Raw genomic sequence first — 12,418 nt, 5'->3', positions numbered from 1 at the left:
GAAGCCGGTGACGCACCCGATGGAGAAGACCGTGCCCGCGTTCCCCCTGCACCCCGAGTGCCCCGACCTGCGCCGGCTCGCCGACGACCCGGCGCAGGCGCTGCTGCGCGCCGAGGCCGACGTCGTGGCCGCCGAGAACGCCGCCGAGGCCGACCGGTACCGCCGGCTGGAGGACCTGGAGGAGGCGCAGCAGGACGGACGCGGGGTGACCCGGCGGACGTTCGTCGCCGGTGCCGCCGCCACCGCCACCGCGCTGGCCACCGCCCAGTTCGTCACCACCTCCGCGTCGTTCGCGGCGACGAGGACCGGCACCCTGATCCACGTCTTCCTCTACGGCGGACTGGACGGGCTGAGCCTGGTCGCCCCCGCCGGCGACCCGGTGCTCGCCAAGGCCCGCCCCGACCTGCTGCTCGGCGGCGACTCGCTGGCCCTGGGCCGGGGCTTCGCGCTGACCAGCGCGTTCGCCCCGCTGGAGAAGTGGCTCAAGGCGGGTCAGCTCGGCTTCGTCCCGGCGGTCTCCGACGAGCGGCTGTCCCGCAGCCACTTCCAGGCCGCCGACGCCTGCAACCTCGGCGGTCTGCCCAGCGAGACCGGCGGCCGGGGCTGGCTGGACAGCCTCGTCGACTCCCTCGGCAAGGGCACCGCGTTCCGCAGCGTCGGTATCGGCAGCACCCTGCCCCGCTCGCTGGTCGGCACCAACGGCGCGTTGTCGCTCAACAGCGTCGGCTCGCTGCGGCTCAACGGCGACGACCGCTACCGGGCGGCCACCGAGAAGGCGATCCGGGGTCTGTTCACCGGCATCAACCACCCCGTCGAGGAGGCGGTGATCGAGGGGATGGGCGCGCTGTCCACCGCCCAGCAGCTCGCCGCGAAGCCGTACCAGCCGGCGCAGGGCGTCACGTACGAGGGCGTCGGGTACGCCTTCGGGCAGCTCGCCCAGCTCATCAAGGGCGGGGCGAACGTCCGGGTCGCCACGGTCGGGATGGGCGGCTACGACACCCACGAGAATCAGGGCACCCGCTCCGGCGGCCAGCTCCACCGCCGGCTCGGCGAGCTGGCGAAGGCGATGGCGGCCTTCTTCACCGACCTGGGCGACCGGGCCGCCGACGTCACCGTCATGGTGTCCAGCGAGTTCGGCCGTCGGGTCGCCTCCAACGGCGGCGGCACCGACCACGGCCACGGCGGGGTGGTCACCATCCTGTCCGGCCGTAAGCTCGCCGGTTCGCTGCTGGGCCGCTGGGACGGGCTGAGTGACCTGGACTCGGGGGACGTCCCCGAGTACAACAACATGTTCGACGTCTACGGCGCGGTGGCGCAGGGCCGGTTCGGGCTGACCACCGCCCAGGTCGACAAGATCTTCCCGCGTCGGAAGTACACCCCGATGAAGCTCTACGCGTGACCTATCAGGACCTGCCCGCCGCCGGTCGTCGTGCCCGAGGTCCGTCGGAGTACGCCGGCCGGCCGGCTGCGTCCGCACCCCCGCCGCCGGCCCGGCCCCGGCGCGGGTCCGCCGGCCGGCGGGTGCTGTCCGCGCTGTTCTGGGCCGGTCTGGTGGCCGCGGTGCTGCCGTGGTGGCTCGACACCCCGGCCGGTTCGCTGACCGGCACCGCCGACGTGCTCACCGCCGCCGGCCGGGTCACCGGGCTGGTCGCCGGCTACCTGCTGCTGGTGCAGGTGCTGATGATGAGCCGCCTCGGCGTGCTGGAACGCGGGGTCGGCGGCGAGCGGCTGTCCCGGGTGCACCGGGACCTCGGCGCGACCCTGCTGGTGGCGGTGCTGGCGCACCTGTCGCTGCTGGTGGTCGGCTACGCGCGCACCCAGGGCAACCCGGTCACCGCCCAGGTGGGGGTGCTACTGCGCGACTTCGACGACATGGTGTCCGCGTTCGCCGCGGCCGGCATCCTGGTGCTCGTCGGCGGCACCGGCATCCGGGCGGTCCGCCGGGCGATGCCCTACGAACTCTGGTACCACCTGCACCTGACCAGCTACCTGGCACTGCTGCTCGGCTTCGGCCACCAGTTCAGCAACGGCGCGCAGCTCTTCCCCCCCGGCCCGGTGCGCACCGGCTGGACCGCCGCGTATCTGCTGGTCGCCGCCGCCCTCGTATGGGGTCGGCTGGCCGCGCCGCTGCTGCTCAACCTGCGGCACCGGCTGCGGGTGGCCGACGTGGTGGCCGAGAGCCCGGACACCGTCTCGATCTACCTCACCGGCCGCCGGCTGCACCAGCTCGACCCGCTCGGCGGGCAGTACCTGCGCTGGCGGTTCCTGGCCCGGGGCTGCTGGTGGCAGTCGCACCCGTTCTCGCTGTCCGCCGCCGCGAACGGCCGCTGGCTGCGGCTGACCGTGAAGGTGGTCGGCGGGCACACCCGGGACCTGCGTGACCTCGACCCGGGCACCCGGGTCTGGGTGGAGGGGCCGTCCGGCACGTTCACCGCCGCGCACCGCACCCGGGAGCGGGCCCTGCTGATCGCCGGTGGCAGCGGCATCGGCCCACTGCGGGCGATGCTTGAGGAACTGCCCGCCGGAGCGGCCCTGATCTACCGGGCCCGCACCCCGGCCGACGTGCTGTTGCAGCACGAGCTGGACTGGCTGGCCCAGGCCCGGCAGACCTCCGTCTGGTACGTCATCGGCTCCCGCGACGACGCCGGCCCCCGCCAGGTGATGAGCCCCGACGGGTTGCGCCGGCTGGTGCCCGACCTGACCCGCCGCGACGTCTACCTGTGCGGTCCGCAGGGGCTGGTCGACTCCTCGGTGCGGGTGCTCCGGCAGGCCGGCGTGCCCCGCCGGCAGATCCACCTCGCCCCGTTCGAGCTGTAGGAGGGCACCTGACATGCGTCGCGCGTTGCTCGCGATCACCGGGCTGGCCGCCGGCACCACCGCCCTGGTGGTGCTCAAGGGCGCACCGCAGGACCGCCAGGTCGCCGTGGACCTGCCACCTGGCGTACCGGTCGGCACGCCGGACCGTACCGAACCCGCCACCCCCCGCGCGACGCCGCAGCGGACCGCCGCGACGCCCCGACCGACCGGCCGGCCCGACCCCACCGCCGGCCGCACCCCGGCCGCACGGCGGACCACCCCCGACGGGGACACCGGCACCCGCCGCACCCCGGCCGCCGGCCGGACCACCGCGCCGAAGTCCACCACCCGCACGGTCACCGGCCCGGTGGTCTCCACCGAGTTCGGCAACGTGCAGGTGCGGATCACCGTCGCCGGCACGCGGATCGTCGACGCGGTGGCCCTGGAACTGCCCCAGGGCGGCCAGTCCGACCTGCGCAGCGACCGGGTCGACGCCGCCTACAGCGGCACCACCGGCGACGTGGTGCGCCAGCAGGGCGCGAACCTGGACACGGTCTCCCAGGCGACCGCCACCAGCGACGGCTACCGGCGGTCGTTGCAGGCCGCCCTCGACCAGGCCCGCTAGGTGGGCGCGGCGTCGACCCGGCCCGGCCTGCGCCGGGTCGAGCAGGTCATGGGTACGGCGATCAGCCTGGACCTCGCCACTGACCTGCCCGCCGCCGTCCTGCGTACGCTCGCCGACGACACGTTCCGCTGGCTGCGCGAGGTCGACGCCCGGTTCACCACCTACCGCGAGGACAGCGAGGTGCGCCGCCTCGACCGGGGGGAACTGCCGCCGGCCGGGGCGTCGGCGGACCTGCGCGCCGTGCTGGCCCGCTGCGCCGACCTGTGGGGCGACACCGACGGCTTCTTCGACGCGTACGCCACCGGCCGGCTGGACCCCTCCGGCTACGTGAAGGGCTGGGCCGCCCAGGTCGCCTCGGACCGGCTGGTGGCGGCCGGGGCGGTCGACCACTGCCTCAACGCCGGCGGCGACGTCCGGGTACGCGGGCACTCGTCGTCGGGGCGGCCGTGGCGGATCGGCGTCCGGCACCCGTGGGACGCGGACGCCACCTGCCTGGTGCTCACCGGCACCGACCTGGCCGTCGCCACCTCCGGCGTCTACGAACGGGGGCACCACGTGCTCGACCCGCGCCGGGGCGTACCGGCCCGGGGGTTGCGCTCGGTCACCGTGGTCGGCCCGGACCTGGGTGTCGCCGACGCGTACGCCACGGCGGCGGTGGCGATGGGCGTGGCCGGCGTCGGCTGGCTCGACCGGCTCCCCGGCCACCTGCACGCGGTGGTCACCGACGACGGTCGGCTGCTGCGTTCCACCGCCCTGCCGCTGGCCGACTGAGGCGTCCACGTGGTGGCGGGGTCACCTGCCGGTGGGGGAGTTCACCGGGCCGTGCGGTGGGTGCCGGCCGGTCGGGAGCCGGTCGGCCGGGGGCGACCGGGTCGGGAGCCGGCCGGCCGGGTGTCCGACCAGCGGCGGGGCCGTCGCCGGTACGGCGGTTCGGTGCCGCCGGTGTGCCGCATCTCGTCGCTGGCCATGTCGTACCCCCGCTCCGGTGGCGCGTGCGCGCCGTCGTGGTGTGCAACGAGTCCGGCGGCGGCGGGGACGCTGGCGGGAACCCGACCCGGCCCCGTCCCGCCGCTGCCGGCCGGTCGGTGCCCGGCCGGTCAGTGGCCGCGTCGGGGCAGCGGGAGCTGGCCGGGCAGCAGCTCCGGGGTCAACGTCACCCCGTCGGCCCGCAACGTCTCGATCAGGGTGTTCTGCAGCAGGTACGAGTCGGGCAGCCGCCAGCGGGCCTGCTCCGGGGCGACCGCCCAGCGCACCGCGCCCTCGGGCAGCCGGGTGGGGGGTGCCGGAATCCACGAGCCGGTACCGTGCCGGACGACGTGGAAGCAGTGTTCCAGCTCGGGGCGCAGCGGGTCGCCGGGGCGGACCAGGAACATCCACCGTCCGGTCGGGGTCACCACCACCGGCCCCCGGACGCCCGGACCGGCGGGGTGCCCGGGGACGGCGTCGAGCAGTCGCCGGCCCAGGTGCGCCGACACCTCCAGCACGTCGAAGGCGCGGCCGGTGGGCAGCAGCACCCCGTGCGGGCGGCTGCGCCACCAGGTGGCCACCCGGGCCGGGTCGGTGCTCGCCCCCCGCTCCCAGTTCTCCAGCGCGGGATGGCAGCCGACGGTGGGACAACCGGCCCGGCCGCACACGAACCGGCTGCGTGCCAGGCAGGCGCCGGGGGTCACCTCCCAGCCGTGCACCGCGTACCGCACGGCGATCCGGCGCAGCCGGACCCGTTCGATCGGGGCCAGCTGGGCGACCCGTGGCCCGACGTTCCCCCACATGTCCCGTGCTCTCCTCTGGCCTCGACCGGTCACCGCCACCCCTCACGTCGAGCGCCGTCACTGTCGTGATCCGGGCTCGTTGACACCTGACGAACGACTCGTGCAACTTGCACGAAGCTATGAGAACTGGCTGTACGTGTGACGTACACGCTGTGCGACCAGCGACAACCTGGGCGGACGGATCGAAGGCGCCCGGTGTGGTCGGCCGGAGCCCGGCCGGACGGCCCGGCAGGGGGAGGAACAGGAGACGATGGACGAGCTTCCGATCGGGCGACGGGTGGCCTACTGGCGCGGGCGACGCAAGATGTCCCAGCAGGTCTTCGCCGACCGACTCGGCAAGTCCAAGAGTTGGGTCGACAAGGTCGAACGCGGGGTCCGCCGGCTGGACAAGTTCTCCGTGCTGTACGAGATCGCCGTGATCCTGCGGATCGACGTGCAACTGCTGCTCGGCAAGGACCCGGAACGGCGTACCGACGCGTTGAGCTGCATCGACCAGTTCGAGGTGCAGGAGATCCGGGCAGCCCTGGAGCAGTACTCCTCGATGACCGCGTACTTCGACGGGGTGTCCTACCCACCGCCCCTGGCCGACCTGCGCAAGGCCGTCACCCACGCCTGGCTCACCTACCAGTACGGCCGCTACGCGATGCTCACCCGGGCGCTGCCGAAACTGCTGCGCGACGCCCAGGCCGCCGACGCCGGCTACGGCGGCGAGTCGGGGCGGGAGGCCGCCCACCTGCTCGGGCAGGTCTACCAGATCGCCTCCTCGGTGCTGCGCAAGCTGGGCGAGTGCGAGCTGGCCTGGCTGGCCGCCGACCGGTCGATGGCGGTCGCCCAGCGCGCCGACGACCAACTCCTGGCCGGTGTCGCCACGGCCCGGGTCTGCAACGCACTGGTGGCGATGGGTCGGGCCCGACCCGCCCTGGAGCTGAACCTCAGCATCGCCAACCAGCTCGCCCCCGGCGGCCTGAACGACAGCACCCCGGACCGGCTCTCCGTCTACGGCATGCTGCTGTTGCAGGGGGCGATGGCCGCCGCCCGGTTCGGCGACTCCGACGCCGTTGAGGATCTGCTGTACGGGGCGAGCGAGGCGGCGCTGATGCTCGGCAGCGACCAGAACCACTACTGGACCTCGTTCGGCCCGACCAACCTGGAACTGCACCGGGCCGCCGCCGCCGTGGAGCTGGGCGACGGCGGGCGGGCGGTGGAGATCCACCAGCGCATCCCCGAGCCGAGCTTCAACGGGCTGCTGCCCGAGCGGCGGGCCCACCACCTGCTCGACCTGGCCCGGGGCTACTCCCAGCTCGGTGACGTCGCGATGGCGGGGGAGATGCTGCTGCGCGGCGACCGGCTCGCCCCGTCCGAGATCCGCTGCCGACCCATCGCCCACGAAGTGATGACCGACGTGCTGCGTCGCACACGGGGTGCGTTGCCCGCGCCGATTGCGGAGTTGGCTGAGCAGATGGGAGTCGGAGTATGAACACGGCGGCGGCCGGATGAGCGGCAGCCCCCACCAGAGCAGTGAGCACCGCGGAGTGCTCTACGTCATCGCCTGCGGCTCGCCGCTGGCCCGTCACCTCGATCGACTCGTCGGCCTGGCCCAGGACGACGGCTGGGAGGTCTGCGTCGTCACCACGCCCGACGGGGCGAAGTTCGTCGACCGGGCCGCGTTGGCCCGGCAGAGCGGGCATCCGGTGCGTACCGACTACAAGAACCCCGGCGACCCGGACCTGCTGCCCCCGGCCGACGCGATGCTGGTCTGCCCGGCCACCGTCAACACGGTCAACAAGTGGGCGGCCGGGATCACCGACACGCTGGCGCTGGGCCTGCTCGTCGAGGGGCAGGGCCGGGGCGTGCCGGTGGTGGTGGTGCCGTTCACCAACGTGGCGATGGCCGCGCACCCGGCCTTCCAGACCGGCCTGCGACGGCTGGGCGAGTGGGGTGCCACGGTGCTCTTCGGCGACGACGTCTATCCGCTGCACCCACCCGGTACGGGGGAACGGCACCTGCACGCCTTCCCCTGGGAGGCGGCGGTGGCGGCCCTGCCCGGCCGCTCCCGGGCCACCTCGGCCGCCTGACCCGTCGACGGGCGTGGGCGTGACCGCCACCGTGCGCCGGTAAGCTGACCGGCCGTGAGCACAACCGCGTCCCCGCCGTCCGTCGCCGATGTGGTTGCCGAGCTGGATCGGCGTTACCCGCCCGCCTGGGCCGAAGAGTGGGACCGGGTCGGTCTGGTGCTCGGCGAGCCCACCGACCCGGTCCGCCGCGTCTACGGCACGGTCGACGTCGTCCCCGAGACGGTCGCCGAGGCGCTCGCCGCCGGTGCCGACCTGATCGTCGCGCACCACCCGCTGCTGCTGCGCGGCGTCTCCTCGGTCGCCCCGACCACCTGGAAGGGGCGGATCGTGCACGACCTGATCCGCGCCGGGGTGGCCCTATACGTGGCGCACACCAACGCCGACGTCGCCGCGCCGGGCGTCTCCGACGCGTTGGCCGCCCGGTTCGGGTTGGCCGGCCTGCGCCCGCTGCAACCCTCCGCGCCGGGCTCGGCGTCGGCCGGCGGTGGCCGGGGCATCGGCCGGGTCGGTGAGCTGCCCGCCCCGCTGACGCTCGCCGCGTTGACCGAGCGTGCCTCCGCCGTCCTGCCCGCCACCGTCTGGGGGGTTCGCGCCGGGGGCGACCCCGCGCGTATCGTGCGTACCCTCGCGGTCAGCGGCGGCTCCGGCGACGGCTTCCTGGCCGCGGCGACCGCCGCCGGTGCGGACGCGTTCCTCACCTCCGACCTGCGGCACCATCCCGCCGGTGAGCACCTCGCCGCCGGCGGGCCCGCCCTGCTGGACGCCGCACACTGGGCGACCGAACGACCCTGGCTGGACGACGTGGCCGCCCACCTGCGGGCCGGCTTCGGCGTCGAGACCGTGGTGTCCGACCTGGACACCGACCCGTGGACCGTGCACGCCGCCGCACCCACGACGGACGACAAGGAGCCCCGACCGTGAAGGCTGAACCCCAGGTCCAGCGCCGCCTGCTCGACCTCCAGGCGATCGACACCACCCTCGCCCAGCTCGCCCACCGCCGCCGGTCGCTGCCCGAGCGGGCCGAGCTGGAGGGCCTGGCCCGGGAGCTGTCCGCCCTGGAGGACGAGCGGGTCCGCGCCCAGGTCGCCGTGGACGACCTGGACCGGGACATCGCCCGGCTGGAGAAGGACATCGACCAGGTACGGGCCCGCAAGAGCAAGGACGAGGCCCGGTTGGCCAGCGGCAGCGGGCCGGCCCGGGAACTGGAGGCGCTCCAGCACGAACTGGTCTCGCTCAACCGCCGCCAGGGTGACCTGGAGGACGCCGAGCTGGAGCTGATGGAGCAGCGGGAGACGGCGCAGGCGACCCTCGACGGGATCGAGGCCCGCATCGCCGAGGCCCGGGACCGGCGGGCCGCCGTCGAGCAGCGCCGTGACGAGAACCTGGCCGCGATCGCCAAGGAGGAGGAGTTCAAGCAGGGCGCGCGCAAGCCGCTCGCCGCCGACCTCCCCGCCGACCTGGTCACCCTCTACGACAAGATCCGCGAGGACACCGGCCTCGGCGCGGCGCTGCTCACCGCGGGCCGCTGCGGCGGCTGCCGGTTGGAACTGTCCGGCGCCGACCTGGCCCGGATCCGCCGCTCGGACCCGGACGAGGTGGTCCGCTGCGAGGACTGCCGCCGGATCATGGTGCGTACCAACGAGTCGGGTCTGTAGCCCGGTGGCGGTGCGCGCGGTCGTCATCGAGGCCGACGGCGGGTCCCGGGGCAACCCCGGCCCGGCCGGTTACGGTGCCGTGGTCCGGGACCCGGCCACCGGCGAGGTGCTGGCCGAACGGGCCGAGTCGATCGGGACGGCCACCAACAACGTCGCCGAGTACCGGGGTCTCATCGCCGGCCTGGAGGCCGCCGCCGAGCTGGGCGCGGCCGAGGTCGACGCCCGGATGGACTCGAAGCTGGTGGTCGAGCAGATGTGCGGCCGGTGGCAGATCAAGCACCCGGGGCTGCGTCCGCTTGCCGCACGGGCCGCCGCGCTGGTCGACCGCTTCGAGTCGGTCCGGTTCAGTTGGATCCCCCGGGACCGCAACCGGCACGCCGACGCCCTCGCCAACGCCGCGATGGACACCGCCGCCGGTAGGCCCTCCCGGTCGGCGGCGGGTTCGGCCGGCGGTGAGCCGCCCCGGGAGGTGGCGGGTGCCGACTCGCCCGGCCGGGCGCAGGCCCGCGAAGTGGCCGCCCGTGCCGCCACCCGGTCCACCGGCACCGACCCGGCGACCGCCAAGGCGTCCTGGGAGCCGAGGCCGAGCTTCACCGCCACCCGGCTGATCCTGGTCCGGCACGGGGAGACCGAGTGGACCGTGCAGCACCGCTACGCCGGCCGCGCCGACGTGCCGCTGTCCGAGTCCGGTCAGGCCCAGGCACGGGCCACCGCCACCCGGGTGGCCGCGCTGGCCCCGTCCGTCGCGGCCGTGCTCAGCTCCCCGCTGTCCCGGTGTACGGCCACCGCCGAGGCGATCGCCGCCGCGCTCGGTGATCTGCCGGTACGCCCGCAGGACGACTGGATCGAGTGCGACTTCGGGGACTGGGACGGGCACACCTTCGCCGAGGTCCGCGACCGGTGGCCCGGCGAACTGGACGCCTGGCTCGCCTCGACCCGGGTCGCCCCGCCGGGGGGTGAGTCGTTCACCGAGGTCGGGCAGCGGGTCGACCGGGCGATGGTGGCGCTGCGGGAGGCGTACCCGGGGGAGACCGTGGTGGTCGTCTCGCACGTCTCGCCGATCAAGCTGGCCCTGCGCGACGCCCTCGCGGCCGGCGACGCCCTCCTGCACCGGCTCTACCTGGACGCCGCCGGCATCTCGGTGATCGACATGTGGCCCGACGGGGGCGTCGCGGTCCGTTCCGTCAACGACACCGCCCACCTCCCGGTCCGCTGATTGCGGATCGTCCCCCGAACCGGCCCGGGATTCCCGGGCCGGTTCGTCGTCGGTCGATGCGTTCCGCCGTTCGTCGTGCCGTTCGGCGCAGCCGGAACGCCGTTCGGCGCATCGTCAAGCGCCAATTGATCGTGCTTGGCCGCACCGGGTCGTAGCGTCCGGCCGTTACTGGCCGGAACGACGACCGGAGGTGGGTCAGATGACCGCTGGCGAACCGGAGACGCCGCGTGCGGCGTCGTCCAGGGCGAAGGACCACAGCCCCTGGAACTGGTTGCTCTTCATACCGATCGTGGTGCCGCTGATCCCGGCGCTGTTCAACGCGGACTCGCCCCGGATCTTCGGCTTCCCGCGCTTCTACTGGCTGCAACTGGTCTGGATCCTGCTCGGGGTGGCCACCACCACGCTGGTCTACCAGATGACCAAGAAGCGGGGGGCCCGGTGAGCGCGAGGAGTGAGCCGGGTTTGCGAGCCCCGCAGTCGCGAACGGAGGGAGCTGCGGTGAGCGCGAGGAGTGAGCCGGGTTTGCGAGCCCCGCAGTCGCGAACGGAGGGAGCTGCGGTGAGCGCGAGGAGTGAGCCGGGTTTGCGAGCCCCGCAGTCGCGAACGGAGGTGGGCTCTGATGTGGCGTGATCATCTGACCGAGATCATCGTTTTCTCGGCGCTCTTCCTGCTGGTCAGCGCGATGGGTTTCGTGGCGGCGCGGTGGCGGGCGCCGAAGGACATGGCGCACCTCGACGAGTGGGGGCTGGGCGGGCGCAGCTTCGGCGGCTGGATCACCTGGTTCCTGGTCGGCGGTGACCTCTACACGGCGTACACGTTCGTGGCGGTGCCGGCGCTGATGTTCGGGGCGGGCGCGGCCGGGTTCTTCGCCGTGCCGTACACGATCGTCATCTATCCGCTGGTGTTCCTGGTGCTCTGCCGGCTCTGGTCGGTGTCGCACCGGCACGGGTTCGTCACCCCGGCCGACTTCGTCCGCCGCCGGTTCGACTCGCCGGTGCTGGCCCTGCTGATCGCGATCACCGGCATCGTGGCGACCATGCCGTACATCGCGTTGCAGCTGGTGGGCATCGAGGCGGTGCTCAAGACGATGGGGGTCACCGGGGACAGCGCGCTGGCGCGGCACCTGCCGATCATCATCGCCTTCGCGATCCTGGCCGCCTACACCTACCAGTCCGGGTTGCGCGCCCCGGCGCTGATCGCGTTCGTCAAGGACAGCCTGATCTACATCGTGATCCTGGTGGCGGTGATCTACCTGCCGTACAAGCTGGGGGGTTGGGGTTCGATCTTCGACGCGGCGGACGCGAAGTTCGCCGCCTCGCCGAACCCGAACGACGGCATCCTGCTCAACGCCAACAACCAGCTCCAGTACGTCACCCTGGCGTTCGGTTCGGCGCTGGCGCTGTTCCTCTACCCGCACAGCATCACCGGCGTGCTGGCCAGCCGGAACCGGGACGTGATCAAGCGGAACATGTCGGCGCTGCCGGCGTACAGCCTGCTGCTCGGCCTGATCGCGCTGCTCGGCTTCATGGCCATCGCGGCCGGGGTGAAGCCGCTGCCCGGGGCGAAGGAGGGCACCGTCGACAGCAACACGGTGGTGCCGGTGCTGTTCGACCAGCAGTTCCCGGACTGGTTCGCCGGAGTGGCGTACGCGGCGATCGGCATCGGCGCGCTGGTGCCGGCGGCGATCATGTCGATCGCGGCGGCGAACCTGTTCACCCGCAACATCTACAAGGAGTACCTGAAGCGGGACGCCAGCCCGGCGCAGGAGGCGAACGTCTCGAAGATCACCTCGCTGGTGGTCAAGGTCGGCGCGGTGGCCTGCATCGTCTTCCTCGACCCGCAGTTCTCCATCGACCTCCAGCTCATCGGCGGCGTGATCATCCTGCAGACGCTGCCGGCGGTGGCGCTGGGCCTCTACACCCGCTGGTTCCACCGGGGCGCGCTGATCGCCGGCTGGGCGGCTGGCATGGGGCTGGGCATGTGGATGCTGTACCAGATCCCCAACCCGGCGTCGAAGCGCGCGCACTTCGGCGGGTCGGCGTTCCCGCTGTCCGACTTCGGGTTCGACACCAAGAAGACGATCTATGTTGGCATCGTCGCCGTGCTGGTGAACCTGGTGGTGGCGGCGCTGGTCACGCTGGTGCTGCGGGCGGCGAAAGTGGCCGAGGGTGTGGACGGCACCACCCCCGACGACTACTTCGCCGACGAGGGCGACCCCCGCGTCACCCCCGGCCCCGACCGCGACGCCGACTCGGCCCGCGAACCGGTCGCCTGACCCCGCC

Annotated in this window: 13 protein-coding genes; 11 read left to right on the top strand and 2 right to left on the bottom strand. The window is 73.6% G+C overall.

Going from position 1 to position 12,418, the window contains the following annotated elements:
- The first annotated feature begins 7 nt into the window (after positions 1 to 7).
- From ACN268_RS14040 to ACN268_RS14025, 4 genes are read left to right on the top strand one after another with little or no spacing between them, the layout of a single operon-like run.
- Positions 8 to 1,399 carry a DUF1501 domain-containing protein gene (locus ACN268_RS14040; RefSeq protein ID WP_421483588.1) on the top strand — a complete coding sequence of 464 codons (1,392 nt, stop codon included), beginning with the start codon at positions 8 to 10 and terminating at the stop codon, positions 1,397 to 1,399.
- The gene (locus tag ACN268_RS14035) at positions 1,396 to 2,817 is read left to right on the top strand and encodes a ferric reductase-like transmembrane domain-containing protein (RefSeq protein ID WP_421483587.1); all 1,422 of its coding nucleotides are present in this window, start codon (positions 1,396 to 1,398) and stop codon (positions 2,815 to 2,817) included. The genes ACN268_RS14040 and ACN268_RS14035 overlap by 4 nt, the downstream gene beginning before the upstream one ends.
- Positions 2,818 to 2,830: 13 nt before the next feature.
- Positions 2,831 to 3,421 carry an FMN-binding protein gene (locus ACN268_RS14030; protein ID WP_421483586.1) on the top strand — a complete coding sequence of 197 codons (591 nt, stop codon included), beginning with the start codon at positions 2,831 to 2,833 and terminating at the stop codon, positions 3,419 to 3,421.
- A gap of 48 nt (positions 3,422 to 3,469) precedes the next feature.
- Positions 3,470 to 4,192, top strand: coding sequence for an FAD:protein FMN transferase (locus ACN268_RS14025; protein WP_421486888.1), 723 nt, complete (start codon positions 3,470 to 3,472; stop codon positions 4,190 to 4,192).
- Between the two features lie 41 nt (positions 4,193 to 4,233).
- Here ACN268_RS14025 and ACN268_RS14020 read toward each other — a convergent pair whose 3' ends face one another.
- Both ACN268_RS14020 and ACN268_RS14015 read right to left on the bottom strand, forming a co-directional pair.
- A complete protein-coding gene (locus tag ACN268_RS14020) occupies positions 4,234 to 4,389 on the bottom strand; it encodes a hypothetical protein (RefSeq protein ID WP_421483585.1) in 156 nt (51 codons plus the stop codon).
- Positions 4,390 to 4,518: 129 nt separating this feature from the next.
- Positions 4,519 to 5,190, bottom strand: coding sequence for a bifunctional DNA primase/polymerase (locus ACN268_RS14015; RefSeq protein WP_421483584.1), 672 nt, complete (start codon positions 5,188 to 5,190; stop codon positions 4,519 to 4,521).
- A gap of 250 nt (positions 5,191 to 5,440) precedes the next feature.
- On the opposite strand from ACN268_RS14015, the gene ACN268_RS14010 reads away from it, so the two are divergent.
- From ACN268_RS14010 to mctP, 7 genes are all read left to right on the top strand, one after another.
- The gene (locus ACN268_RS14010; protein ID WP_421483583.1) at positions 5,441 to 6,667 is read left to right on the top strand and encodes a helix-turn-helix domain-containing protein; all 1,227 of its coding nucleotides are present in this window, start codon (positions 5,441 to 5,443) and stop codon (positions 6,665 to 6,667) included.
- A gap of 16 nt (positions 6,668 to 6,683) precedes the next feature.
- Positions 6,684 to 7,265, top strand: a complete 582-nt coding sequence (locus ACN268_RS14005) for a flavoprotein (protein ID WP_421483582.1) — start codon at positions 6,684 to 6,686, stop codon at positions 7,263 to 7,265.
- A gap of 54 nt (positions 7,266 to 7,319) precedes the next feature.
- Positions 7,320 to 8,186 carry a Nif3-like dinuclear metal center hexameric protein gene (locus ACN268_RS14000; protein ID WP_421483581.1) on the top strand — a complete coding sequence of 289 codons (867 nt, stop codon included), beginning with the start codon at positions 7,320 to 7,322 and terminating at the stop codon, positions 8,184 to 8,186.
- A complete protein-coding gene (locus ACN268_RS13995) occupies positions 8,183 to 8,920 on the top strand; it encodes a zinc ribbon domain-containing protein (protein ID WP_363651418.1) in 738 nt (245 codons plus the stop codon). The genes ACN268_RS14000 and ACN268_RS13995 overlap by 4 nt, the downstream gene beginning before the upstream one ends.
- Positions 8,921 to 8,924: 4 nt before the next feature.
- Entirely contained in the window at positions 8,925 to 10,136 is a 1,212-nt protein-coding gene (locus ACN268_RS13990; RefSeq protein ID WP_421483580.1) for a bifunctional RNase H/acid phosphatase, read from the top strand.
- Between the two features lie 199 nt (positions 10,137 to 10,335).
- The gene (locus tag ACN268_RS13985) at positions 10,336 to 10,578 is read left to right on the top strand and encodes a DUF3311 domain-containing protein (RefSeq protein WP_421483579.1); all 243 of its coding nucleotides are present in this window, start codon (positions 10,336 to 10,338) and stop codon (positions 10,576 to 10,578) included.
- Between the two features lie 177 nt (positions 10,579 to 10,755).
- On the top strand, positions 10,756 to 12,411 hold the full coding sequence (mctP, locus tag ACN268_RS13980) for a monocarboxylate uptake permease MctP (RefSeq protein WP_421483578.1): 1,656 nt from the start codon (positions 10,756 to 10,758) through the stop codon (positions 12,409 to 12,411).
- The last annotated feature ends 7 nt before the right edge of the window (positions 12,412 to 12,418 follow it).

This window comes from Micromonospora sp. WMMD735 (assembly GCF_049178995.1).
In the GTDB taxonomy this organism is placed as follows: domain Bacteria; phylum Actinomycetota; class Actinomycetes; order Mycobacteriales; family Micromonosporaceae; genus Micromonospora; species Micromonospora wenchangensis.
Note: the sequence above shows the minus strand (reverse complement) of the source record. Positions and strands in the feature narration are given on the sequence as shown.